Below are 23,734 nucleotides of genomic sequence, written 5' to 3' on the forward strand. Positions count from 1 at the left end.
CTCGTACGTGAACATGCGCAACCAGTGGCCGGTCCTGCCCGTAGTGGCAGGGCTGGCCTCCGGCCTGCTGACCGGCTGTGGAACCGAGAGCGGGGATTCCGGTACCAGCGGCACCTCGGTGGTCATGGGGATGTCGGACGACGTCCTGGCCACCGACCCTGCCTCCGGCTACGACCCCGGCTCCTGGCTGTTGTTCAACAACGTCTTCCAGTCGCTGCTCAGCTTCCCCAAGGGCGCCACCGAGCCGCAGCCCGAGGCCGCCGAGCAGTGCGCTTTCTCCGACACGAAGGCCACGGTCTTCGAGTGCACGCTCAAGGACGGGCTCAAGTTCAGCAACGGTGACGAACTCACCTCGAAGGACGTCAAGTTCTCCTTCGACCGCATGCTGAAGATCAACGACCCCGACGGCCCCGCGGTCATGTTCCCCACGCTCGACAAGGTCGAGACGCCGGACGACAAGAGGGTCGTCTTCCGGCTCAACACCCCCGACGCGACCTTCCCGAGCAAGGTCGCCTCCGGCGCCGGCTCCATCGTCGACGAGGACCAGTACGACGCCGACGGCCTGCGCAAGGACGGCGAGGCGGTCGGCTCCGGGCCGTACAAGCTCGACAAGTTCGACGACAACGAAGCCGTCTTCTCGGTCAACGAGAACTACAAGGGCACCGCCGAGGTGCAGAACGACGGCGTCACGCTGAAGTTCTTCCACGGCGACCAGGACGCCCTGAAGAAGTCGCTGCAGGCCAACGAGGTCGACATCGCCTACCGAGGCCTCGGCGCGGGCGCCATCGCCGATGTCGAGAAGTCCGGCGGCGACTCGGGCGTCGAGGTCGTCGAGGGCAGCAGCGCCGAGGTCCAGCACCTTGTCTTCAACATGGACGACCCGGTCACCGGAAAGCTCGGCGTCCGCAAGGCCATCGCCTACCTCATCGACCGTGACGCCCTCATCAAGGACGTCTACCAGGGCACGGCCTCCCCGCTGTACTCGATCATCCCGGCCGGTATCGCAGGCCACAACACGGCCTTCTTCGACACCTACGGCGCCCGTCCCTCCAAGTCCAAGGCCGCCGCAGCGCTGCAGGACGAGGGCATCACCGGCAAGGTCAAGCTGACCCTGTGGTCCACGCCGTCGCGCTACGGCCCCGCCACCGACGACGAGTTGAAGGCCATCGCCCAGCAGCTCAACGACAGCGGCCTGTTCGACGCCGATGTGCAGTCCGTGGCGTTCGACCAGTACGAGAAGGACATCGCCGACGGCAAGTACGGCGTGTACGTGAAGGGCTGGATCCCGGACTACCCGGACGCCGACAACTTCACGGCCCCCTTCTTCGGCAAGGGCAACGTGCTGGGCAACAACTACAGCAACAACGCGATCACCGGCACGCTCATCCCGCGCACCGCCACCGAGAGCGACCGCACCGCGACCAACGACGACTTCGGCCAGCTCCAGGACATCGTGGCCAAGGAACTCCCCGTCCTGCCGGTCTGGCAGGCCAAGCAGTACGCCGTCGTCCGCGACGACGTCTACGGCCTGGAGTACTGCCTCGACGCGTCCACCGTGTTCCGCTTCTGGGAGCTCAGCAAGGGCTGACGCACGGTCGTACCCGTCCACGTACGAAGAGGGCGCCCCTTCTCGAGAAGGGGCGCCCTCTTCGTACGTGAACCCGGGTGCTCACTGCGCGCCGGGGCGCACCAGACCGCTTTCGTACGCGTACACCGCGGCCTGCACCCGGTCGCGCAGGCCCAGCTTGGTCAGGACATGACCCACGTGCGTCTTCACGGTGGTCTCGCTGACGAACAGGTCGGCGGCGATCTCGGCGTTCGACAGGCCCCGCGCCACCAGCTTCAGCACCTCCACCTCGCGCTCGGTGAGGGTGTGCAGCGTGTCCGGAACCGGCTCGTCACCCGAGGGCAGATGCGTGGCGTACTTGTCGAGCAACCGGCGAGTGATGCTCGGCGCGAGCATCGCCTCGCCCGCCGCGACCACCCGGATCGCCTGCACCAGCTCGTTGGCCGGGGCGTCCTTCAGCAGGAAGCCGCTGGCGCCCGCCTTCAGCGCCTCCACCACGTATTCGTCGAGATCGAAGGTCGTCAGCACCAGCACCTTCGCCGGGCCGTCCCGCCCGGGCCCGGTGATCTGCCGCGTCGCCTCCACCCCGTCCATCCGGGGCATACGGATGTCCATCAGGACCACGTCGGGCTGCAGGGCCCGCACCTGGTCGAGGGCCTGCAGGCCGTCGCCGGCCTCGCCCACGACCGCGAGGTCCTGCTCCGCCTCCAGGATCATCCGGAAGCCGGTACGCAGCAGGGGCTGGTCGTCGACCAGTAGGACGCGGATGGCCACGTAAGTCTCCTTCGCTCGTCCGGCCCCATTCTGCCCTGCGGGCCGCCACCGGACTCGCCCGCCCTGACGGGCGGCGACCGCACCTCCCGGTGGGGCACCCCTCGACCTGAGGCCGAGCCCGGTCGGGCCACCCGCACCGGCGGTGACTATGTCTCCCGGGGAACCCCCTGCGGACCCCCGGCGGAACCCTGCTCGACCACCCTCAGCGGCAGGGGATACGGCGGGGGAGTGCCGCCGAATTCCGGGCAGTGGGCCTGGTGGTCGCACCAACCGCACAGCTTTGTGGGCCGAGGACGCCAGTCGCCCGTCTCCGTCGCCTCCCGGATCGCGTCCCACAGCGCGAGCAGCTTGCGCTCGACCCGCTCCAGATCGGCGAGGACGGGGTCGTACGTCAGCACATCACCGCTGCCGAGATAGACGAGCTGAAGCCGCCGGGGAACGACCCGCTTCAGCCGCCAGACCACCAGCGCGTAGAACTTCATCTGGAACAGTGCGCCCTCGGCGTACTCGGGCCGGGGCGCCTTGCCGGTCTTGTAGTCGACGATCCGCACCTCGCCCGTGGGCGCCACGTCGACGCGGTCGATGATTCCGCGCAGCCTGAGGCCCGAGTCCAGCTCGGCCTCGACGAACAGCTCGCGCTCGGCGGGCTCCAGACGGGTCGGGTCCTCCAGCCCGAACCAGCGCTCGACGAGCTGCTCCGCCTCGGCCAGCCAGGCCGCCAGCCGCTCGCCCTCGGGATCGTCCGCGAACAGCTCCACGACCTCCGGCCTGCTCTCCCGCAGGCGGTCCCACTGGCCGGGGATGAGCGACTTGGCGCGCGGAGCGGTCCGCTCGGCGGCCGGCGCGTCGAAGAGCCGCTCCAGCACCGCGTGCACGAGCGTGCCCTTGGTCGCCGCCGCGCTCGGCTTCTCGGGCAGGCGGTCGATCACCCGGAACCGGTAGAGCAGGGGGCACTGCATGAAGTCGCCGGCGCGGGACGGGGACAGCGAGGTGGGCGGTATGACCGGGAGGACGACCGCCGTGTCGGTGGCCGTGGGGGCCCCCTGACCCGCCTGGACCGTCCCCGTCGTACTGTCCGCCTTGGCCGGGTACTCGTCCGCCACTGGCCCTGTCACCGCCGCAGCCAGCGGCGTGACGTCACCGCCGCCGTCCGCTGCGGCACCCTCCGCGCTCGTCTCCATGACCACAGACCTTACGGCCCACCACTGACAGTGACCCACTCCGGCCGTTACCTCCGGTACGCCGGAGGAAACTCAGGGGGGGTGCCGGAGCGGAACGCGCCAGGACGGCCGCATACCATCGACCCGAGACCCTTCCGCCCGGCAGGCGCGGAAGACGCTGCGAACGAGGGGACACCGTGGACGAGAGCGGCGGGAGCGGGCAGCCGCGGTCCGGCACCGAGGAGTCGACCGAGCGCCGACCGGACCGGATGACCCCGGCCACCGACCCCACACGCCCCGATCCCACCCCGTCCGACGAACAGCCCAGCAACGACCGGCCGTTCGACGCCACGGGTGACGACGCCGTGCGCGAGGCCCCCCAGGCCCGACTCGGCCCCGAGGACGGTCCGGAGGGTACGAGCGACGCGGACTCGGGTGAAGAGGCTTCCCCCACACCTGACACCGGCTCCACCGAGGTTGACGAGCCCGCGGACCGCCCCGCCGCGGAAACCGGAGCCGACGAGCACCACACCCCCGGCGCCCACCGCACCCCCGCCGACAGCCGGCACCACACTCCCGCACCCCCGTCCCACGACCCCGACGACCGCGCCTTCGCCCACTCCGGCACCACCAAGGGCCGTCCGCCGCAGCGCCCCCGAGAGCGCCGAGGCGGGCTGCTGATGGGCCGCCCCTTCGGCGTGCCGGTGTACGTCGCGCCCAGCTGGTTTCTCGTCGCCGCGCTGATCACCTGGGTGTTCGGCGGACAGCTCGACCGCGTGCTGCCCGAACTCGGCGCCGTCCGCTACCTCGTCTCCCTCTTCTTCGCGGTCGCCTTCTACGCCTCCGTCCTCGTCCACGAGCTCGCGCACACGGTCGCCGCCCTCCGCTTCAAGCTGCCCGTGCGCCGTATCCAGCTCCAGTTCTTCGGCGGGGTCTCCGAGATCGAGAAGGAGGCCGAGACACCCGGCCGGGAGTTCGTGCTCGCCTTCGTCGGACCGCTGCTCTCCCTCGTCCTCGCCGGTGTCTTCTACGGCGCCGTACAACTCGTCGAACCCGGCACCGTCCCCGGCGTCCTGCTGGCCGGCCTGATGATCTCCAACCTCATCGTGGCCGCCTTCAACCTGCTCCCCGGCCTGCCCCTCGACGGCGGCCGGATGCTCCGCGCGGTCGTCTGGAAGATCACCGGCAGGCCCATGAGCGGCACCATCGCCGCGGCCTGGGTCGGCCGCGCGCTCGCCGTGTCCGTCCTGGTCGGGCTCCCGTGGCTCACCCAGTCCGGCGCCCTGGGTACCGACGCCGTCGACAACGTCGGCATGGACACCGTCATGGACGCCCTGCTGGCCGCCATCCTCGCCGCGATCATCTGGACCGGCGCCGGCAACAGTCTGCGCATGGCCCGTCTGCGCGAACACCTCCCCGAGCTGCGCGCCCGCACCCTCACCCGCCGCGCGGTGCCCGTCGAGACCGACACCCCCCTCTCCGAGGCCCTGCGCCGTGCCAACGCCGCCGGTGCCCGCGCCCTGGTCGTCGTCGACGCCGACGGCAACCCGCTCTCCCTCGTCCGCGAGGCCGCCATCGTCGGCGTACCCGAGCACCGCCGCCCCTGGGTCGCCGTCAGCGGTCTCGCCCAGGACCTGACCGACGGCATGCGCGTCTCCGCCGAACTGGCGGGGGAGGAACTCCTCGACGCCCTCCGCGCCAGCCCGGCCACCGAGTACCTGGTCGTCGAGGAGACCGGCGAGATCTTCGGCGTCCTGTCCGCGGCCGACGTCGAGCGCGCCTTCGTCAAGGCGATGGCCCGCCCGAACTGAGACAGCCGCTCTACGGAAGCGGTGCTCCCGCTTCCCCGTGGTCCAGGGGTCCCCGAAACGCCGGTAGGCTGTTCACATGTCCGAACCGACCGGTGCCGCCCGCCGTCGCGGGCCCTTCAAGGTCGGGGACCAGGTTCAGCTGACCGACCCCAAGGGCCGCCACTACACGTTCACGCTCGAAGCCGGGAAGAACTTCCACACCCACAAGGGTTCCTTCCCGCACGACGAACTGATCGGCGCTCCCGAGGGCAGCGTTGTCCGCACCACCGGGAACGTCGCCTACCTCGCGCTGCGCCCCCTGCTCCCCGACTACGTCCTGTCCATGCCCCGCGGGGCAGCCGTCGTGTACCCGAAGGACGCGGGGCAGATCCTCGCCTTCGCCGACATCTTCCCCGGCGCCCGTGTAGTCGAGGCCGGCGTCGGCTCCGGCTCGCTCAGCAGCTTCCTGCTGCGCGCCATCGGCGACCAGGGCATGCTGCACTCCTACGAGCGCCGCGAGGACTTCGCCGACATCGCCAGGCAGAACGTGGAGCGCTACTTCGGCGGCCCGCACCCCGCCTGGCAGCTCACTGTCGGTGACCTCCAGGACAACCTGAGCGACACCGAGGTCGACCGCGTCATCCTCGACATGCTCGCCCCCTGGGAGTGCCTGGAGGCCGTCTCGAAGGCGCTCGTCCCGGGCGGCATCGTCTGCTGCTACGTCGCCACCACCACCCAGCTCGCCCGGACCGTCGAGTCCATCCGCGAGATCGGCTGCTTCAACGAGCCGACCGCCTGGGAGACGATGATCCGCAACTGGCACATCGAGGGCCTGGCCGTCCGCCCCGACCACCGGATGATCGGCCACACCGGCTTCCTCCTCACCGCCCGCCGCCTCGCGGACGGAGTCGAGCCGCCCATGCGCCGACGCCGCCCCGCCAAGGGCGCCTACGGCGACGACTACGAGGGCCCGAACGCCGACGGGGGCTCCGGCCGCTGAGGCAGCCTCGTACCGCATTCAACGTAGAAGCGCTGTGGTCGAGTTCCCGGGACAGCCCCGGAACTCGGCCACAGCGCCTTTTCGTTGACCCTTCATGTTGACGCGACGCGCCCGCGATCCGACCACCCCGAGCGCGCCGCACGCCCCGTGCGCACGCCGGACCGCCGGACATCCGGCACGTGAACTCCACACCCCCGCCGTTCCCCCAGCATGTGACGTGTGGCACGATGCTGGCCACCCAACCCCCACCGGCACAGCCCTCACAGGAGACGCTCCTAGTGCAGCAATCCGCCGTCCCGGAACTGGCACACACCCACACCCGGCCCATCCACTGGCTCGCCACCGCCACAGCGGTCGCCGGAGTCGTGGCCTTCTCCTCGGTCCTCCAGCCCAACCCGGCGACGGCCGCCCAGGCAGCCGGTCCCGAGACGAAGCACGCCGCCGCCGCGCTCACACCTCCCGACCCCGCGCGCGTCGACTTCCCGCTCGAATGCGGCCCCGTGAAAGCGGTCGTGGTCAAGAAGGCCACCGGAGACCTCGACGGAGACGGCAGCCCGGAGACGGTGGCCGTAGTGCACTGCGACTCCCCGATGGGCACCCCGCCCGACAGCGTCTATGTCCTCACCCACGCCAAGGACGCGGCCGCGCCCCGCCTCGTGGCGACCCTCGTCGGCCCGAAGAACAACATCACCGTCAGTGACATCGCTGTCCGTGACGGAGCCCTCGACGCCGACCTGCTCGGCTACTCGTCGGAAGACGTACCGCGTTGCTGCCCCGACGTGAAGGACAGCGCGAAGTGGCAGTGGAAAAATGGCGCGTTCGTCCGCTCGACACCCGCCGGTGCCCACAGCGTCTGACCCACGCCGCCGAGGGTTTGTGAGAAATCAGACAGTCGTAACACCCCGTATGTGCAAGGTCACTCGGCGTCCGGGCCGTACACCTCGACCTTGTCCGAAACGCGACGCACATGGATGCAGTCGCCCGGGCACTCCTTCGCCGAATCCACCACATCCGTGAGAAGCGGCAGCGGTACGGGCGTTGTTGCCCCCTTGGCCTGCAAAAGCTCGTCCTCGGAGCTCTTCACATAGGCCAGACCGTCGATGTCCAGCTCGAACACCTCAGGCGCGTACTGGGCGCAGATGCCGTCGCCGGTACAGAGATCCTGGTCGATCCAGACCTCCAGTGCCTCATTCTCGACCCCGGCCGTCCGCTCCACGCTCATCTCTCCTGCCGTCTGCCTGCCCCGAGCCGGACGGGAATCCGGCCAGCTCTGACGGGTGTTGAACACTTTGACCCTACCTCCGCCTGGGTTCCAATCATGTGCGGTGGGTATTCCCCTGGCGTGAGGGAGAGCGCAAGGGTGAAGATCGGACACACCCCGACCGTCTTTGTGATCTAGGGGTTTCAATCGACACCCACCCAGGTAGGGTCTGGAAGCGTCCAGCTCCCCTTGGAGGAGGTGAGGACCGTGGCAGCCCACGACGACGACATGAACCGCGGCATCCGCCCGGGACGAGGGTCCGACGACCCGGCCGGGCAGATCGCCTACCTTGAGCAGGAGATCGCCGTCCTGCGACGCAAGCTCGCCGACTCTCCGCGGCACACGAGGATTCTCGAAGAGCGGATCGTCGAGTTGCAGACCAACCTGGCCGGCGTGTCCGCCCAGAACGAGCGACTCGCGAACACGCTCCGTGAGGCCCGCGACCAGATCGTGGCCCTCAAGGAAGAGGTCGACCGGCTCGCCCAGCCGCCGGCCGGCTTCGGTGTCTTCCTGCAAGCCAACGAGGACGGCACCGCCGACATCTTCACCGGAGGCCGCAAACTCCGCGTGAATGTCAGCCCGAGCGTCGAACTCGACGACCTCCGGCGCGGCCAGGAAGTGATGCTCAACGAAGCGCTCAACGTGGTCGAGGCCATGGAGTTCGAGAGCGTCGGCGACATCGTCACCCTCAAGGAGATCCTCGAGGACGGCGAGCGTGCCCTGGTGCTCGGGCACACCGACGAGGAGCGTGTGGTGCGGCTCGCCGAGCCGCTGCGGGGCATCACCATCCGCCCCGGCGACGCCCTCCTGCTCGAACCCCGTTCCGGCTATGTCTACGAGATCGTTCCGAAGAGCGAGGTCGAGGAACTCGTCCTCGAGGAAGTACCGGACATCGGCTACGAATCGATCGGTGGCCTCGGCAACCAGATCGAGATGATCCGCGACGCGGTCGAGCTCCCGTACCTCTACCCGGACCTGTTCAAGGAGCACGAACTGCGGCCGCCCAAGGGCGTCCTCCTCTACGGGCCGCCAGGATGCGGCAAGACGCTCATCGCCAAGGCCGTCGCCAACTCGCTGGCCAAGAAGGTCGCCGAGGTCACCGGCCAGGCCTCCGGCAAGAGCTTCTTCCTCAACATCAAGGGCCCCGAGCTGCTGAACAAGTACGTCGGTGAGACCGAGCGGCAGATCCGCCTCGTCTTCCAGCGTGCGCGTGAGAAGGCCAGCGAGGGCACGCCCGTCATCGTCTTCTTCGACGAGATGGAGTCCCTCTTCCGCACCCGTGGCTCCGGTGTCAGCTCGGACGTGGAGAACACCATCGTCCCGCAGCTGCTCGCCGAGATCGACGGTGTGGAGGGCCTGCAGAACGTGGTCGTGATCGGCGCCTCCAACCGTGAGGACATGATCGACCCGGCCATCCTGCGCCCCGGCCGCCTGGACGTGAAGATCAAGATCGAGCGTCCCGACGCCGAGGCCGCCAAGGACATCTTCGGCAAGTACCTCACCGAGCGCCTCCCGCTGCACTCCGAGGACCTCGGCGAGCACACCGGCGACAGGTCGATGACGGTCCAGAGCATGATCCAGACCGCCGTCGAGCAGATGTACGCCGAATCCGAGGAGAACCGCTTCCTGGAAGTCACCTACGCCAACGGCGACAAGGAAGTCCTCTACTTCAAGGACTTCAACTCCGGCGCCATGATCGAGAACATCGTGGGCCGCGCCAAGAAGATGGCGATCAAGGACTTCCTGGAGCACAACCAGAAGGGCCTCCGCGTCTCCCACCTCCTCCAGGCCTGCGTGGACGAGTTCAAGGAGAACGAGGACCTGCCGAACACCACCAACCCGGACGACTGGGCCCGGATCTCCGGAAAGAAGGGCGAGCGGATCGTCTACATCCGCACGCTCATCACCGGAAAGCAGGGCGCGGACACCGGACGCTCCATCGACACGGTGGCCAACACCGGTCAGTACCTGTAAAAGGCAGGGCGGCTGCGGGTGCCCTCACCGGGTACCCGCAGCCCACTGTTTTTCAGGCCAGGATCGGAACACAAGGCGTGCAAGGCAATGACGCAAATGATCTCCCCACCAGGGCAAAGGCGCTCTAGGCTCTTCCGTACCGCCGAGTCGCGCAGTGCGGGGACGGGCACCGCACACGCAACCGAGCGCCAGCGGTACTTGTGCGGCGCCCACGACCGAGGGTGCCGCCGGGCAAGGAGGGCCGCATGACCGTACGGCGAGTAATGGGTATCGAGACGGAATACGGGATCTCCGTCCCCGGCCACCCCAACGCCAATGCCATGCTCACCTCATCCCAGATCGTCAACGCCTACGCGGCGGCGATGCACCGGGCCCGCCGGGCCCGCTGGGACTTCGAGGAGGAGAACCCGCTGCGGGACGCGCGAGGCTTCGACCTCGCCCGGGAGGCCGCCGACGCCAGCCAGCTCACCGACGAGGACATCGGGCTGGCCAATGTGATCCTCACCAATGGCGCAAGGCTCTACGTCGACCACGCGCACCCCGAGTACAGCTCCCCGGAGGTCACCAACCCGCGGGACGCCGTCCTGTGGGACAAGGCCGGCGAGCGGATCATGGCCGAGGCCGCCGAGCGCGCGGCCCAGCTGCCCGGCGCCCAGCCCATCCACCTCTACAAGAACAACACCGACAACAAGGGCGCCTCCTACGGCACGCACGAGAACTACCTGATGAAGCGGGAGACCCCCTTCTCGGACATCGTGCGCCACCTCACCCCGTTCTTCGTCTCCCGGCAGGTCTTCGCCGGAGCGGGCCGCGTCGGCATCGGCCAGGACGGCCACGAGCACGGCTTCCAGCTCAGCCAGCGCGCGGACTACTTCGAGGTCGAGGTGGGCCTGGAGACGACCCTCAAGCGCCCCATCATCAACACCCGCGACGAGCCGCACGCGGACGCGGAGAAGTACCGCCGCCTCCACGTGATCATCGGCGACGCGAACCTGTCCGAGATCTCGACATACCTCAAGCTGGGCACCACGGCCCTGGTGCTGTCGATGATCGAGGACGGCTTCATCGCCGTGGACCTCGCCGTCGACCAGCCCGTCCGCACGCTGCACCAGGTGTCGCACGACCCGTCCCTGAAGCGCCTCGTCACCCTCCGTAGCGGCCGCACACTCACCGCGGTACAGCTCCAGATGGAGTACTACGAGCTGTCGCGCAAGTACGTGGAGGAGCGCTTCGGCGCGGACGCCGACGAGCAGACCAAGGACGTCCTCACCCGCTGGGAGGACACCCTGAACCGCCTGGAGGGGGATCCCATGAGCCTCGCCGGCGAACTGGACTGGGTCGCCAAGCGGGAGCTCATGGAGGGCTACCGCCGCCGCGACAACCTCGACTGGGACGCCGCGCGGCTGCACCTCGTCGACCTCCAGTACGCCGACGTACGCCCCGAGAAGGGCCTCTACAACCGTCTGGCGGCCCGCGGGCGCATGAAGCGCCTGCTGGACGAGGAAACCGTCGAACGGGCGAGGGTGAAGCCGCCGGAGGACACCCGGGCGTACTTCCGCGGCCGCTGCCTGGAGCAGTACGCCGACGACGTCGCCGCGGCTTCCTGGGACTCGGTCATCTTCGATCTCCCCGGCCGGGACTCCCTCCAGCGCGTCCCAACCCTCGAACCGCTTCGCGGAACGCGAAATCACGTCAAGGAGCTCCTGGACCGCTGCCGTACCGCGGAAGACCTGGTCAGGGTCCTGTCAGGCGGCTGAGGGGTACTCGGGCGGGTGTCGGCCGGACGTCGGTGGCAGGGTGGAAAACCCGGCGTCCGGGAATCATCGAGGTGGCCCCCGTACGTTGGAGAAACTGCGGGGCCGATGTCAGACCCGGCTTGTAGGGTCTGATCATCACCGATCGGCAGGAATGCCGACCTGTCGACCATGTCGGGCGAACTGAGCGGGGTGAGGGATATGGCAACCAAGGACACCGGCGGCGGACAGCAGAAGGCCACGCGTTCCACTGAGGAGGTCGAGGAGCAGGCTGCGGAAACGCAGGCTTCCGAGGATCTCAAGGAGCGGCAGGAGAAGCTGAGCGACGACGTCGATTCGGTTTTGGACGAGATTGACGACGTACTCGAGGAAAATGCCGAGGATTTCGTGCGTTCCTTCGTGCAAAAGGGCGGCCAGTAACGGATTTCGAGCCGCTTTTGCCTTCGAAACGAAGGTGGCGGGGGATGAGGGTGGCTGGAGATCCGAGCGCGAAGCAATGCACGGGATGCAAGCGAGGCTTGCCCTCCGAGGCATTCGCCCGGGACAAGAACCGGCGTGATGGCCTTCAGGTGCGGTGCCGGGAGTGCGTGGCGGAGTACAGCGCAGCGCACTACCGGCGCCGCCGGGAAGTCATGGGTAAGTCGGTGCGCGAGAAGGTGGACGTTCCGACCGGGCACAAGCTCTGCCGGACCTGCGGTGAGGTCAAGCCGCACAAAGAGGGGCATCGCAACGCCACTGCATCCGACGGTCTGTCGACACGTTGCAAGGCGTGCCGGGCCATCCAGGGGCGGCAGGACCATCTGAAGCGCCAGTACGGCATCACCGAAGCCGAGCGCGAAGAGTTGGTTGCCTCCCAAGGCGGCGTCTGCTGCATATGTTTGGCGGCTCTGCCTGAGCATGTGGATCACTGCCACGAGACGGGTAGGGTCCGTGGCGTACTGTGCTTCAGCTGCAACGCTGCACTGGGGCAGTTCAAGGATCGGCCCGACGTCATAAGGCGGGCTGCTGCATACGTGGAAGGAATCGCGTGGAAGCCAACACTCGTAGCACCGGGCGTCTACCAGCTGCCTTCCTGACGCCTGGGTCGTCCTCCTTCATGGACTTTCTCTCCGACCACCAGCCGGAGCTGCTGCCCGGCAAGCGTCAACTCCCGCCCACGCAGGGCGTGATCGAGGCGCCGCACGGCACCACGATCGTGGCGGTGACGTTCCCCGGCGGTGTCGTGCTCGCCGGTGACCGTCGCGCCACCATGGGCAACGTCATCGCGCAGCGGGACATCGAGAAGGTCTTCCCGGCGGACGAGTACTCGGCCGTCGGTATCGCCGGCACCGCCGGTCTGGCCGTCGAGATGGTCAAGCTCTTCCAACTGGAGCTGGAGCACTTCGAGAAGGTCGAGGGCGCCCAGCTGTCGCTGGAGGGCAAGGCGAACCGGCTGTCGACGATGATCCGGTCGAACCTGGGCATGGCGATGCAGGGGCTGGCCGTCGTGCCGCTCTTCGCCGGGTACGACGTCGACCGGGAGAAGGGGCGGATCTTCTCGTACGACGTCACCGGTGGCCGCTCCGAGGAGCAGGGCTTCGCCGCCACCGGCTCCGGTTCGATCTTCGCGCGTGGCGCCATGAAGAAGCTCTTCCGTGATGATCTGAACGAGTCCGAGGCCACGACGCTCGTGGTACAGGCCCTGTACGACGCGGCTGACGACGACTCGGCGACCGGTGGTCCCGATGTCGCCCGCCGGATCTACCCGATCGTCACCGTGATCACCGAGGACGGTTTCCGTCGGCTGGGCGATGACGAGTCCTCCGAGATCGCCCGTTCCATCCTGGCGCGGCGTCTGGAGCAGCCCGACGGCCCGCGGGCCGCGCTGCTGTAGGCGACGGCTCGGTTTATCAAGGTGATCCTGTGACTTCGACAGAAAGGGACGGATAACCGGTGTCGACGCCGTTCTATGTCTCACCCCAGCAGGCCATGGCCGACCGGGCGGAGTACGCGCGCAAGGGCATCGCCCGTGGCCGCAGCCTTGTCGTCCTCCAGTACGCCGACGGCATCGTGTTCGTCGGTGAGAACCCGTCCCGTGCGCTGCACAAGTTCAGCGAGATCTACGACCGGATCGGCTTCGCGGCGGCCGGCAAGTACAACGAGTACGAGAACCTGCGGATCGGCGGTGTCCGCTACGCCGATCTTCGTGGTTACACCTATGACCGTGATGATGTGACCGCCCGTGGTCTGGCCAACGTCTACGCCCAGACGCTGGGCACGATCTTCTCCTCCGCGGCCGAGAAGCCGTACGAGGTGGAGCTGGTCGTGGCCGAGGTGGGGGCGACGCCCGACGGCGACCAGATCTACCGGCTGCCGCACGACGGGTCGATCGTGGACGAGCACGGTTCGGTCGCGGTGGGTGGCAATGCCGAGCTGATCAGCAACTATCTGGATCAGCGACACCAGGACGGCATGACCCTCGCCGAGGCCCTGGAGCTGGCCGTGCAGGCGCTTTCCCGTGAGTCGAACGGCTCGCAGCGGGAGATTCCGGCCGAGCGGCTGGAGGTCGCGGTGCTGGACCGTACGCGTCCGCAGTCACGGAAGTTCAAGCGCATCGTGGGCCGTCAGCTGGCTCGGCTGCTGGAGGCCGGTGGCGCGGCCACCGAGGCCGAGAGCGCCGCCGACGAGGACTCCGAGGAGTCCGGCGCTTCCGACGACTAGTCCCCGTTCCGCTTCACCCCGCCCGTTCTGTGCCCCGGCCGACCGCTCGGCCGGGGCACAGGGCGTGCAAGGGCCCGTCAGGGCGTGCTGGGCGGGGCTGTGGAGCCCCGTACGGCGAGTTGGACCGGAATGTCGCCCTCCTTGGGTTCACGGCCCTCCAGGACCGCCAGGAGGGCTTGCATGCCGCGCTCCCCGAACAGCTCGGCGTCCAGCCGTACGGTCGTCAGCTCCGGGTCGATGGCGGTGGCGAGGGCGAGGTCGTCCAGGCCCGTGACGGAGATGTCGTCCGGGATGCGCAGGCCGAGGCGTCGTACGGCCTTGTAGGCGCCGGCGGCGAGCTTGTCGTCGTCGCAGACGATCGCCGTGGGGCGGGGGCCCTTGGCGGCGAGCGCGGTCGTGGTGGCGGTCAGGGCTCCGTCGATGGAGATGGGCGCGCGGACCGTGAGCAGTGAGGTGCCGGGCACTGCGCCGACCCGTGCGGCGAGTTCGCGCGCGCGTACCTCGAAGGTCCAGGACGCGATGTCGGCGGCCAGATGCAGGATGCGCCGGTGGCCGAGGCCCAGCAGGTGCTCGGCGACCTGGCGGACGCCGTCCGCGATGTCGAGGTTCACGGTCGCGGCGCCCAGGCTGCCGGCCGGGTCGCTGTCCAGCATCACCAGGGGAAGCTGGTCGCCGCGGATGGCGGTGAGGGCGTCGGCGGCCATGGAGGAGGCGATGACGCCGTCGAGGGCGGCCTGTGCGGAGGCGAAGGGGTCGCGGGCCGGGCCGATGCCTTCGGGGGAGGGGTAGAGGACGACGCCGAAGCCGTGCCGGGCGGCGACACGGGCGGCGCCGGTGTAGACGCCCGCGAAAAACTCGGTGGTGAGGGCGGGGACGACCAGGAGCACCGTTCTGGTGTGGCCGAGGCGGAGGTTGCGGGCGGCCAGATTGGGCCGGTAGCCGAGTTCGCGGGCGGCCTCGCGAACCCGTTCGGCCGTGGCCTCGGAGACCCGTCCGCGCCACTTGTCGCCGAGCACCAGTGAGACCGCTGCCTGGGACACTCCCGCCGCCTGGGCGACGTCCCGGCTGGTGGGGCGGGTGCTGCCGTGTGCCACCGTGCACCTGCTCCTTCGTCTGGACTCGTGAACAGCGCTCATGGTACGTATGACGAAGGACGTTATACGTAAAACTTCAGCGGAGGGCGGCGCGGCCGATGACCGGCGCATACGTGGAGATCCTCAGGGCGAGGCATGCCGCCCGGCTGCTCGTCGGCACGCTCATGGGGCGGCTGCCGAACGCAGTCGCCGCGCTCGCCATCCTGCTGTTCGTGCGCTCGGAGGGCGGCTCCTACAGCCTGGCCGGTGCCCTCGCGGCCGTGTACGGAGTCGCCAACGCGGTGGGCCAGCCGCTGCTGGGACGGCTGGTGGATCTGCACGGCCAGCCCCGGGTGCAGCTGCCCGCCGCGGTCGCCTCGGCCCTCGCGATGGCCGCGTTCGCCTTCGTGGGCACCGGCGCGCTGCCGCTCGCCTACGCCGCGGTGGCGGCCGCCGGGCTGTTCACACCGCCCCTGGAGGGCGGTCTGCGGGCCCTGTGGTCGTCGGTCCTGCACAAGGAGGGCCAGGTGCACACGGCGTACGCGATGGACGCCGTGGCGCAGGAAGTCATGTTCACCATCGGACCCTTGCTGCTGACGCTGTGCGCGTCGCTGTGGTCGGCGCAGGCCGCGCTGCTCGTGCTGAACGTCATCGGGGTGCTGGGCGCGCTGTCGGTGGTGGTGTCGCCGCCTTCGCGCGCATGGCGCTCGGCGCCGCGCGAGGCGCACTGGCTGGGCGCGCTGCGCTCGGCGGGGCTGCTGGCGCTGCTCGCGTCCTTCCTGTTCGTCGGCGTGGCGATGGGCTCCATCGCGGTGGCGGCCGTGTCGTACGCGGACGACAACGGCGGTGACGTGGTGTACGGCTGGCTGATGGCGGGCCTGGGGCTGGGTGCGCTGATCGGCGGAACCGTGTACGGGGCGCGGCAGTGGAGCGGCGAGCCGGCCCGGCGACTGCGGGTGCTGGTGGCGCTTCTGGCGGTGTGTTACCTGCCGCTGACGCTGATGCCGGGCGCGGTCGGCATGACTCTGCTGGCGGTGCTCGCGGGTGTGTTTCTCGCGCCCTGTATCGCCTGCGCCTTCGTGCTGGTCGACCGGCACGCGCCGCGGGGGACGGTCACCGAGGCGTTCTCCTGGCTTGTGACCACGTTCACGGTGGGCGCGTCGGTCGGAACGGGCCTCGCGGGTCCGGTCGTCGAGGCGGGCGGGGCCTTCTGGGGGTTCGCCGTGCCGGGTGGGGCCGGGGCGGTGTCCTTGCTGGTCCTGCTGGCCACGGGACGGGTCCTCGCAGCTCCCGGCAGGGGTGCGGTGGTTGCGGCTTCATCGGAAAATGATCCAAACCGTGCCGTCGAACCCCGTTTCAGCTCAGGGGATCGGGCGTAATGTTCAGTCATGGACCGCCGCATTTTCGGGCTGGAGAACGAGTACGGCGTCACGTGCACGTTCAGGGGACAGCGCCGCCTGTCGCCTGACGAGGTGGCGCGGTACCTCTTCCGCCGTGTCGTGTCATGGGGCCGTAGCAGCAATGTCTTTCTGCGAAACGGCGCCCGCCTCTATCTCGACGTGGGATCGCATCCGGAATACGCGACACCCGAATGTGACAACGTGACCGAACTGGTCACCCACGACAAGGCCGGCGAGCGCATTCTCGAAGGACTCCTGGTAGACGCGGAACGACGCCTGCACGAGGAGGGAATCGCGGGCGACGTCTACCTCTTCAAGAACAACACCGACTCGGCGGGCAACTCCTACGGTTGCCACGAGAACTACCTCGTGGCGCGGCACGGGGAGTTCTCCCGGCTCGCGGACATCCTCATTCCGTTCCTGGTCACCAGGCAGCTTCTGTGTGGCGCCGGCAAGGTGCTGCAGACCCCGCGGGGCGCGGTGTACTGCGTCAGCCAGCGGGCCGAGCACATCTGGGAGGGCGTCTCCTCGGCGACGACCCGCTCCCGGCCCATCATCAACACCCGCGACGAGCCGCACGCGGACGCCGAGCGCTACCGCCGCCTGCACGTCATCGTGGGCGACTCCAACATGTCCGAGACGACCATGCTGCTCAAGGTCGGCGCGACCGACCTGGTGCTGCGCATGATCGAGGCGGGCACGGTGATGCGGGACCTGACCCTGGAGAACCCGATCCGGGCGATCCGCGAGGTCAGCCACGACATCACGGGCCGGCGCAAGGTGCGGCTGGCCAGCGGCCGCGAGGCCTCCGCGCTGGAGGTGCAGCGCGAGTACTACGAGAAGGCCGTGGACTTCTGCGAGCGCCGCGGCATCCGCACCGGCACGGTCGAGCAGGTCCTGGAGCTCTGGGGCCGCACCCTGGACGCGATCGAGGCCGAGGACCTCGACCGCATCGGCACCGAGATCGACTGGGTGATGAAGTACAAGCTCATCGAGCGGTACCGGGCCAAGCACAACATGACCATGTCGCATCCGCGGGTCGCGCAGATAGACCTCGCCTACCACGACATCCACCGGCGTCGTGGCCTCTACTACCTGCTGGAGAAGAAGGGTCAAGCGGCGCGTATCTGCAACGACTTGAAGATCTTCGAAGGCAAGTCCGTCCCGCCGCAGACCACTCGGGCCCGGCTGCGCGGCGATTTCATCCGCAGGGCTCAGGAACAGCGCCGGGACTTCACCGTCGACTGGGTCCATCTGAAGCTGAACGACCAGGCGCAGCGCACGGTGTTGTGCAAGGACCCGTTCCGTTCGGTGGACGACCGGGTGGAGAAACTGATCGCAGGCATGTGATGGCCGGTAACTGAGTGACGCGTTCCGAATGGCCGCCGTGGTCGGCCGGAACGCAACACGGGCGCCGTACGTTTCCCGTACGGCGCCCTTCTCACGCCGTAGAGTTGCGCGCACGCCATCCACAAGATCGACGATTACGAGGCCCCCACCGTGCGCCGACGCTCACTTCTCATCGCCGTACCCGCAGGACTGGTCACGCTCGCCGGATGCGGCGATGACAAGGCCGACTCCAGCAAGGCGAGCGACAGCCCGTCGCCGTCGACCCCGGAGGGATCGGCGGCGCCGTCGCCGAAGATCGTGGACGGTCCGCTGCCGGCGATCACGGCGGGCGCGAAGTTCGACGAGAAGCCGACGGTCGCCAAGGGCAGCGGTGAGCCGTCGAAGGACCTCGCGGTGAAGACGTTGATCGCGGGCAACGGCACCACGGTCGCGGAGAACGACTACGTCCAGGCGAACTACCTGGGCCAGATCTGGGCCACGGCCAAGGTCTTCGACAACTCCTACGACCGCAAGGCGCCCCTGCTCATCCAGCTCGCCCAGGGCCGCATCATCGACGGCTGGCGGTACGGTCTGGTCGGCAAGAAGACTGGCAGCCGCGTCGAGATGGCCGTCCCCCCGACCTGGGGCTACGGCAAGGAGGGCAACGCGCAGGCCGGTATCAAGGGCACCGACACGCTGGTGTTCGTGGTCGACATCCAGGACACCTTCAACGCCAAGAGCTCCGCCAAGGGCTCCAAGGTCGCCCAGGACGACGCCGACCTGCCCAAGGTCGGCACCAACACCGACGGCAAGGCGCCGTCCCTCGAGATCCCCAAGACGGACCCGCCGAAGAAGCTGGTGGCGAACTACGTCCTCGAGGGCGACGGCGACGAGCTCGCCGCCGAGAGCACCGTGCTGGTGCAGTACAAGGGCGTGCAGTGGTCGGACGGCAAGGAGTTCGACTCGACGTACGCCAACAAGCAGCTGGTGTCGTTCTCGCTGCAGCAGGTCGTCAAGGGCTGGTCGCAGGGGCTGACGGGCAAGAAGGTCGGCAGCCGCGTGCTGATCGTCATCCCGCCGGACCTGGGCTACGGCGACAACCCGCCGCAGGGCAGCGGCATCGCCAAGGGCGCCACCCTGGTGTTCACGGTGGACATCCTGGCCAAGATGTGACGTTCCCCGGGGTGATGAAAGACTGGGTCCGTTGCCTTTCCACAACAAGCTTGGAGCGTAGGACGTGAGCATCGACAAGCCCGAGATCGATTTCCCGGGCGGCGAGCCCCCGGCGGACCTCGAGATCAAGGACATCTGGGAGGGCGACGGCGCGGTTGCGCAGGCGGGCCAGACCGTCACCGTCCACTATGTGGGCGTGGCCTTCAGCACCGGTGAGGAGTTCGACGCCAGCTGGAACCGCGGTACGCCGTTCCGCTTCCCGCTGGGTGGCGGCCGGGTCATCAAGGGCTGGGACCAGGGCGTGCAGGGCATGAAGGTCGGCGGCCGTCGCCAGCTGACCATCCCGGCGCACCTCGCCTACGGCAACCAGAGCCCGACCCCGGCGATCAAGCCCGGTGAGACTCTGATCTTCGTGGTCGACCTGCTCGGCGTCTGATCGGCTGTCCGACCGGCGTATCGATCGTCGTGTCCGATCGTCGGCCGTGATCGGCGGACGACCGGAGCCGACTACCTGGGGTCCATGCCTGTGCGGGCATGGACCCTCGGCTTTGCCGCGCCACTTCGGGGCGGTACGGTCATCGCTCGTAAGCACCATAGGGAAGGCGAAGGGCGTCGATGGCCATTGCCAAGGCCGAGCGGCTCATGAACCTGGCGCTGTGTCTGCTCGGGACGCGGCGGCCACTGAGCAAGCGCGAGCTGCGTGAGTCCATCGAGGCTTATCTCGAAGCTGGCAGCGACGACTCCTTCAACCGGATGTTCGAGCGCGACAAGGACGATCTGCGCGAGCTCGGCCTGGTCATCGAGACGGTGGAGAACCTCGACGGCGAGGTCGGCTATCTGGCCCGCCGCGACAGCAACCGCCTCCCGCCCATCACCCTGGACGCCGAGGAGGCCGCCGCCCTGGGCCTGGCCGCCAAGGTGTGGCAGCAGGCCCGGCTCGCGGGCGCGGCCAGCGGCGCCCTGCAGAAGCTGCGCGCGGCGGGGCTGCCGGAGGACGTGGACCCGTATGAGGCGCACGGCGCGCTCGAGCCCCGAATCCCGGTGCACGAGGCCGCGTTCGAGCCGCTGATGCTGGCCTGCCGCGACCGTCGCCCGGTCGTCTTCGACTACCGCAAGGCCACCGCCGCCCGCCCCGAGCCCCGGCATGTCGAGCCGTGGGCGCTGGAGTGCTGGCGCGGCCACTGGTATCTCGCGGGCTGGGACCGGGACCGGGGCGCCGAGCGGGTCTTCCGGCTGTCCCGGATCACCGGCAAGGTGCGCAGCCGCAGCGGCCGCTTCACCGCCGAGGTCCCCGACGTCGTCACCGTGCGCGAGACGGTCGCGAGCTGGGCGGGGGAGACCGCCGACCGCTCCGCGCTGATCCGGCTGCGCACGGATGCCGGGTACCCCCTTCGGGCGAAGGCCACCTCGGTGCGGGAACTCGGGGACGGCTGGGACGAGTTGGAGATTCCGTACGGCCATGGGCTGGATGCCTGGCTGGTGGAGTTCGGGCCGGACGTGGTGGTCGTGGAGCCCGCCGAGTTGCGGGCCGACGTGGTGGACCGGCTGCGTGCCGTGGCCAAGGGCTGAGGGGGAGCGGAGCGACACAGTGGCAGGCAAACCGGTCAGGCCCACGAGCGCCATCGACCAGACCCGGCGGATGCTCTCGCTGATGACGTATCTGCGGGAGCGCCCGGGCGCCCGCGTCGAGGACGTCGCGCGCGCGTTCGGCATCTCCGAGGACGAGCTGGTCTCCGACCTCGACGTGCTGCCCATGTGCGGCACCAGCTTCCGCGGCGGCGACCTGCTCGACATCGACACCGACGGCGAGCGCATCTGGTGGCACAACCCCGACGATGTCGCCGAGCCGCTGCGGATCGCCGCCGACGAGGCGACCGCGCTGCTGGTGGCCGCCCGTGCCGTGTCCACGCTGCCGGGGCTGCGCGAGAGCGACCGGCAGGCGCTGCTGCGGGCGACGGCCAAGGTGGAGGCCGCGGCAGGGGAGGCGGCCGGCGCCAGCTCCCGGCTGTCGGTGACCTTCGAGTCCGAGGGCGGGGTCTTCGCCGACGTCGACCGGGCGATCTCCGAGCGGCGCCGGCTGTGGATCCGCTACTACTCGCCGGCCCGCGACGAGGTCACCGAGCGCGAGATCGACCCCATCCGCCTGGTGAGCGTCGGCCACACCTATGTCGAGGCCTGGTGCCGCCGCTCCGAGGCGCGCCGCACCTTCCGGCTCGACCGGGTCGCCGAGATCAAGATCCTCGACGAGCCGTCCGCGCCGCCCGAGATCGAGCTGCGGGACCTGTCGGAGGGGCTGGTGCAGCCCGCGGCGGAGGATCCGGAGGTCGTCGTCGAGGTGGGTCCGGCCGGACGCTGGGTCGCGGAGTACTACCCGCACGACAGCGCGGATGAGCTGGCGGACGGCGGACTGCGTATCACCCTGCGTACTCCCGAGCCGGCGTCGCTGCGGCGCCTGGCCCTGCGGCTCGGCCGCGACGGTCGTATCGTCTCGCCGCCCGAGCTGGCCGACAGCGCGCGGCAGGCGGCCCGCGAGGCGCTGGCGGCGTACGACGGGATCGAGGTGCGGGGCGCTCACGAGGTGCGTGGGGCCGGCGACGGACAGTAGGACAGGCAGTTCGGCAAGGCAGTGCGACAGGCGGGAGCAGGGGCTTGAGCGAGTCGGCGACGTCCGGTGTGCGGGGCATGACGGTGGCTTCCGCTTTCGCCGGGATGAGAAGCGTGTCCCCGGTGGTGTTCAAGGCGGGGTGCCCGGACTGCCGCGGCCGTTTCGAGCTCACCGCGAGCGCCCTGCGGCTCGTCATCGGCGCGACCAGCCGTACGACGTTCTACTCCTTCACCTGCCCCGACTGCGGCGCCTCCGTGCGCAAGCCGGCCGGCGAGCGGATCGTCGAGTTGCTGACGGGCGGCGGGGTCAGCACCCTGCGGCTGCACTCCACGGTGTAGGACGGTCTAGGCTCGGCGTCATGTTCTGGCCGATGTTCGCGGTAGCTGTGGGTTTCGTGGGTCTCGCCGTCCTCGGTGTGCTCGCCGTGCGGGTGTTCCTGGAGGCGCAGCGCCTCGGCCGACAGGTCACGGACTCCGCGCGACGCATCAGCAGGGCGGCCGAGGATCTGGAGCGGGCCAGCATGAGCGCGGCCCGGGCTGTGGACTCCCTCTAAGGCCCCCAAGGATTGGGTGTGAGTCCTGCGCCCTATGCGTTTTGGGCCACTTCGCCCTGTCAACTTGCCGTGGGGGGCAGGTACGCTGCTGGTCGCGGCCCGGAGAACGAGGCCCGGTCCGCGGACAGGGAGTACGCACGGGGATTGCCTGACGTTTACCCCTGAGCGTTACGATCGCTGTCAACGCGATCGTTCGGACACATGTCCGACCGATCGGACAGCATCCCACCCCAGCCGCCTCGGTGAGAAGGTAAAGACTTATGTTCGGAAGGCTCGGAGCCCCCGAGATCATTCTCATCCTCGTCGTCATCATCCTGCTGTTCGGCGCGAAGAAGCTTCCGGACATGGCGCGCTCGCTCGGCAAGTCCGCGCGCATCCTGAAGAGCGAGGCGAAGGCGATGAAGGACGACGGCAAGTCCGCCGCCCCGGCCGACCCGCCGAACAACACGGGCGACGACCAGCAGCCCCCGGCTCAGCGCATCATCCAGGCTTCCCCCGGCGACGTGAACAGCTCGCGCCCGGTCACCGAGCCGACGGACTCCAGCAAGCGCTGACGCAGGGCCGGTGATTTCCGGCCCGCCGCACGAGATGGGAACGTGGGTTGCTGAAGTCTGCCCGCAATGAGGAGAAGGATCCCGAGGGGCGGATGCCCCTCGCGGAGCACCTTCGTGAGCTTCGCAACCGGCTCGCGAAAGCACTGCTCGCGATCGTCGTCATCACGATCATCGCCGCCTTCTTCTATCAGGACATCATCAACTTCTTCACCAAGCCGGTCCTCGAATCGGTCGGCTGCCCGAAGTCGTTCGAGGAACTGGCCAAGACGGCCCGCGACGAGAACCCGTGCGCGCAGATCACGATCAACGGTCTGCTCGCGCCGTTCACGCTTGCGCTGAAGGTGTCCCTGATGGCCGGTGTCGTTCTGGCCGCGCCGGTCTGGTTGTACCAGCTGTGGGCCTTCGTCGCCCCCGGCCTGCACAAGCATGAGCGGAGGTACGCCTACGCGTTCGTCGCCACGGGCTTCCCGCTCTTCCTCGCCGGCGCCTTCTTCGCCTACAAGGTGCTGCCCAAGACCGCCGACGTCCTGATCGAGTTCACACCGTTCGGCGTCGACAACCTGCTGCCGCTCGACGACCTGCTCGACCTCGTCACGCGCATGGTGATCGTCTTCGGCCTCTCCTTCGAGCTGCCCCTGCTGCTGGTGATGCTCAACTTCACCGGCGCCATCACCGGCAAGCGCATGCTCGGCTGGTGGCGCGGCATGATCATGGGCATCACCGTGTTCGCGGCCATCGCGACGCCCAGCACGGACCCGCTGACGATGATGGCCCTCGCGGGACCGATCTGGATCCTGTACTTCACAGCGGTCGCCGTCTCCCTGGTGAACGACCGCCGCAGGCGCCGCCGCGACGAAATGGGCCCCGCCGACGACGAGGCCTCCGACCTGGACCTGACCCCCGAGGCGATCGGCGAGGTCGAGACCGTCTCGGCCGCCCGGGCGCTGCCCGAGCAGGCGAGCAGGGACCGGGTCAACGGATATGACGACGTGACCTGAGAGGCGGATCTCAGGAAAGCGCGGCCGGGGCGCCCACGGGGCGTACCCGGCCGTTCGCATCGAGCGGTC

Annotated in this window: 24 protein-coding genes; 20 read left to right on the forward strand and 4 right to left on the reverse strand. The window is 69.0% G+C overall.

All coding sequences use genetic code 11. The features are described from left to right. The first annotated feature begins 7 nt into the window (after positions 1 to 7). Positions 8 to 1,588: an ABC transporter substrate-binding protein gene (locus ACZ7NC_RS32525; protein ID WP_471493368.1), complete on the forward strand. Its 1,581-nt coding sequence runs from the start codon at positions 8 to 10 to the stop codon at positions 1,586 to 1,588. Between the two features lie 81 nt (positions 1,589 to 1,669). Here the strand turns inward: ACZ7NC_RS32525 and ACZ7NC_RS32530 are convergent, their stop codons facing one another. Together ACZ7NC_RS32530 and ACZ7NC_RS32535 are read right to left on the reverse strand one after the other, a co-directional pair. Next, positions 1,670 to 2,341 (reverse strand): response regulator, encoded by a 672-nt coding sequence (locus tag ACZ7NC_RS32530; RefSeq protein WP_093909075.1) that lies wholly within the window; start codon positions 2,339 to 2,341, stop codon positions 1,670 to 1,672. 146 nt (positions 2,342 to 2,487) lie between these two features. Next, positions 2,488 to 3,522, reverse strand: a complete 1,035-nt coding sequence (locus tag ACZ7NC_RS32535; protein ID WP_471493371.1) for a RecB family exonuclease — start codon at positions 3,520 to 3,522, stop codon at positions 2,488 to 2,490. A gap of 176 nt (positions 3,523 to 3,698) precedes the next feature. On the opposite strand from ACZ7NC_RS32535, the gene ACZ7NC_RS32540 reads away from it, so the two are divergent. From ACZ7NC_RS32540 to ACZ7NC_RS32550, 3 genes are all read left to right on the forward strand, one after another. Continuing rightward, positions 3,699 to 5,312, forward strand: coding sequence for a site-2 protease family protein (locus ACZ7NC_RS32540; protein WP_471493373.1), 1,614 nt, complete (start codon positions 3,699 to 3,701; stop codon positions 5,310 to 5,312). 76 nt (positions 5,313 to 5,388) lie between these two features. Next, positions 5,389 to 6,291, forward strand: coding sequence for a tRNA (adenine-N1)-methyltransferase (locus tag ACZ7NC_RS32545; protein ID WP_471493375.1), 903 nt, complete (start codon positions 5,389 to 5,391; stop codon positions 6,289 to 6,291). 278 nt (positions 6,292 to 6,569) lie between these two features. After that, positions 6,570 to 7,148 (forward strand): hypothetical protein, encoded by a 579-nt coding sequence (locus ACZ7NC_RS32550; protein ID WP_471493377.1) that lies wholly within the window; start codon positions 6,570 to 6,572, stop codon positions 7,146 to 7,148. A gap of 59 nt (positions 7,149 to 7,207) precedes the next feature. On the opposite strand, the gene ACZ7NC_RS32555 is transcribed toward ACZ7NC_RS32550, so the two are convergent. After that, the gene (locus ACZ7NC_RS32555) at positions 7,208 to 7,513 is read right to left on the reverse strand and encodes a ferredoxin (protein WP_471493379.1); all 306 of its coding nucleotides are present in this window, start codon (positions 7,511 to 7,513) and stop codon (positions 7,208 to 7,210) included. 246 nt (positions 7,514 to 7,759) lie between these two features. Here ACZ7NC_RS32555 and arc point away from each other — a divergent pair, with 246 nt between their 5' ends. The 6 genes from arc to prcA all read left to right on the forward strand — a co-directional run bounded on the left by arc (position 7,760) and on the right by prcA (position 13,980). Then, positions 7,760 to 9,526 (forward strand): proteasome ATPase, encoded by a 1,767-nt coding sequence (arc, locus tag ACZ7NC_RS32560; RefSeq protein ID WP_471493381.1) that lies wholly within the window; start codon positions 7,760 to 7,762, stop codon positions 9,524 to 9,526. Positions 9,527 to 9,771: 245 nt separating this feature from the next. Beyond that, positions 9,772 to 11,283: a depupylase/deamidase Dop gene (dop, locus tag ACZ7NC_RS32565; RefSeq protein ID WP_471493383.1), complete on the forward strand. Its 1,512-nt coding sequence runs from the start codon at positions 9,772 to 9,774 to the stop codon at positions 11,281 to 11,283. Positions 11,284 to 11,481: 198 nt separating this feature from the next. Then, positions 11,482 to 11,700, forward strand: coding sequence for a ubiquitin-like protein Pup (locus tag ACZ7NC_RS32570; RefSeq protein WP_019757212.1), 219 nt, complete (start codon positions 11,482 to 11,484; stop codon positions 11,698 to 11,700). Between the two features lie 44 nt (positions 11,701 to 11,744). Then, entirely contained in the window at positions 11,745 to 12,356 is a 612-nt protein-coding gene (locus tag ACZ7NC_RS32575; protein WP_471493385.1) for an endonuclease VII domain-containing protein, read from the forward strand. Beyond that, the gene (gene prcB, locus ACZ7NC_RS32580) at positions 12,308 to 13,153 is read left to right on the forward strand and encodes a proteasome subunit beta (protein WP_471493387.1); all 846 of its coding nucleotides are present in this window, start codon (positions 12,308 to 12,310) and stop codon (positions 13,151 to 13,153) included. The genes ACZ7NC_RS32575 and prcB overlap by 49 nt, the downstream gene beginning before the upstream one ends. Before the next feature lie 59 nt (positions 13,154 to 13,212). Further along, positions 13,213 to 13,980, forward strand: coding sequence for a proteasome subunit alpha (prcA, locus tag ACZ7NC_RS32585; RefSeq protein ID WP_471493389.1), 768 nt, complete (start codon positions 13,213 to 13,215; stop codon positions 13,978 to 13,980). Positions 13,981 to 14,057: 77 nt separating this feature from the next. Here prcA and ACZ7NC_RS32590 read toward each other — a convergent pair whose 3' ends face one another. Next, the gene (locus ACZ7NC_RS32590; RefSeq protein ID WP_471493391.1) at positions 14,058 to 15,074 is read right to left on the reverse strand and encodes a LacI family DNA-binding transcriptional regulator; all 1,017 of its coding nucleotides are present in this window, start codon (positions 15,072 to 15,074) and stop codon (positions 14,058 to 14,060) included. A gap of 98 nt (positions 15,075 to 15,172) precedes the next feature. Between ACZ7NC_RS32590 and ACZ7NC_RS32595 the strand changes: the two genes are divergently transcribed. The 10 genes from ACZ7NC_RS32595 to tatC all read left to right on the forward strand — a co-directional run bounded on the left by ACZ7NC_RS32595 (position 15,173) and on the right by tatC (position 23,665). Continuing rightward, the gene (locus ACZ7NC_RS32595) at positions 15,173 to 16,432 is read left to right on the forward strand and encodes an MFS transporter (RefSeq protein ID WP_471493393.1); all 1,260 of its coding nucleotides are present in this window, start codon (positions 15,173 to 15,175) and stop codon (positions 16,430 to 16,432) included. A gap of 9 nt (positions 16,433 to 16,441) precedes the next feature. Continuing rightward, entirely contained in the window at positions 16,442 to 17,803 is a 1,362-nt protein-coding gene (gene pafA / locus ACZ7NC_RS32600; protein ID WP_028801611.1) for a Pup--protein ligase, read from the forward strand. 150 nt (positions 17,804 to 17,953) lie between these two features. Next, positions 17,954 to 18,955, forward strand: a complete 1,002-nt coding sequence (locus ACZ7NC_RS32605) for an FKBP-type peptidyl-prolyl cis-trans isomerase (RefSeq protein WP_471493395.1) — start codon at positions 17,954 to 17,956, stop codon at positions 18,953 to 18,955. A 64-nt stretch (positions 18,956 to 19,019) separates the two neighbouring features. Beyond that, a complete protein-coding gene (locus ACZ7NC_RS32610) occupies positions 19,020 to 19,391 on the forward strand; it encodes an FKBP-type peptidyl-prolyl cis-trans isomerase (RefSeq protein WP_030053355.1) in 372 nt (123 codons plus the stop codon). A gap of 179 nt (positions 19,392 to 19,570) precedes the next feature. Further along, entirely contained in the window at positions 19,571 to 20,524 is a 954-nt protein-coding gene (locus ACZ7NC_RS32615) for a helix-turn-helix transcriptional regulator (RefSeq protein WP_471493398.1), read from the forward strand. A 19-nt stretch (positions 20,525 to 20,543) separates the two neighbouring features. Further along, entirely contained in the window at positions 20,544 to 21,560 is a 1,017-nt protein-coding gene (locus ACZ7NC_RS32620) for a helix-turn-helix transcriptional regulator (RefSeq protein WP_471493400.1), read from the forward strand. Between the two features lie 44 nt (positions 21,561 to 21,604). After that, complete coding sequence (locus tag ACZ7NC_RS32625; RefSeq protein ID WP_471493402.1) at positions 21,605 to 21,898, forward strand: hypothetical protein; 294 nt, start codon at positions 21,605 to 21,607, stop codon at positions 21,896 to 21,898. Between the two features lie 20 nt (positions 21,899 to 21,918). Continuing rightward, positions 21,919 to 22,113, forward strand: a complete 195-nt coding sequence (locus ACZ7NC_RS32630) for a hypothetical protein (RefSeq protein ID WP_471493404.1) — start codon at positions 21,919 to 21,921, stop codon at positions 22,111 to 22,113. Positions 22,114 to 22,373: 260 nt separating this feature from the next. After that, entirely contained in the window at positions 22,374 to 22,667 is a 294-nt protein-coding gene (gene tatA / locus ACZ7NC_RS32635) for a Sec-independent protein translocase subunit TatA (RefSeq protein ID WP_471493406.1), read from the forward strand. A gap of 47 nt (positions 22,668 to 22,714) precedes the next feature. Further along, positions 22,715 to 23,665 (forward strand): twin-arginine translocase subunit TatC, encoded by a 951-nt coding sequence (gene tatC / locus ACZ7NC_RS32640; protein WP_471493408.1) that lies wholly within the window; start codon positions 22,715 to 22,717, stop codon positions 23,663 to 23,665. Positions 23,666 to 23,734 lie beyond the last annotated feature (69 nt).

This window comes from Streptomyces sp. NPDC111802 (assembly GCF_055634335.1).

Bases quoted from the DNA above. Each gene is read 5' to 3' on its own strand.
- ACZ7NC_RS32535 (WP_471493371.1), bottom strand. From the start codon at position 3,522: ATGGAGACGAGCGCGGAGGGTGCCGCAGCGGACGGCGGCGGTGACGTC.
- ACZ7NC_RS32545 (WP_471493375.1), top strand. From the start codon at position 5,389: ATGTCCGAACCGACCGGTGCCGCCCGCCGTCGCGGGCCCTTCAAGGTC.
- ACZ7NC_RS32555 (WP_471493379.1), bottom strand. From the start codon at position 7,513: ATGAGCGTGGAGCGGACGGCCGGGGTCGAGAATGAGGCACTGGAGGTC.
- dop (WP_471493383.1), top strand. From the start codon at position 9,772: ATGACCGTACGGCGAGTAATGGGTATCGAGACGGAATACGGGATCTCC.
- ACZ7NC_RS32570 (WP_019757212.1), top strand. From the start codon at position 11,482: ATGGCAACCAAGGACACCGGCGGCGGACAGCAGAAGGCCACGCGTTCC.
- ACZ7NC_RS32575 (WP_471493385.1), top strand. From the start codon at position 11,745: ATGAGGGTGGCTGGAGATCCGAGCGCGAAGCAATGCACGGGATGCAAG.
- ACZ7NC_RS32595 (WP_471493393.1), top strand. From the start codon at position 15,173: ATGACCGGCGCATACGTGGAGATCCTCAGGGCGAGGCATGCCGCCCGG.
- pafA (WP_028801611.1), top strand. From the start codon at position 16,442: ATGGACCGCCGCATTTTCGGGCTGGAGAACGAGTACGGCGTCACGTGC.
- ACZ7NC_RS32615 (WP_471493398.1), top strand. From the start codon at position 19,571: ATGGCCATTGCCAAGGCCGAGCGGCTCATGAACCTGGCGCTGTGTCTG.
- ACZ7NC_RS32630 (WP_471493404.1), top strand. From the start codon at position 21,919: ATGTTCTGGCCGATGTTCGCGGTAGCTGTGGGTTTCGTGGGTCTCGCC.
- tatA (WP_471493406.1), top strand. From the start codon at position 22,374: ATGTTCGGAAGGCTCGGAGCCCCCGAGATCATTCTCATCCTCGTCGTC.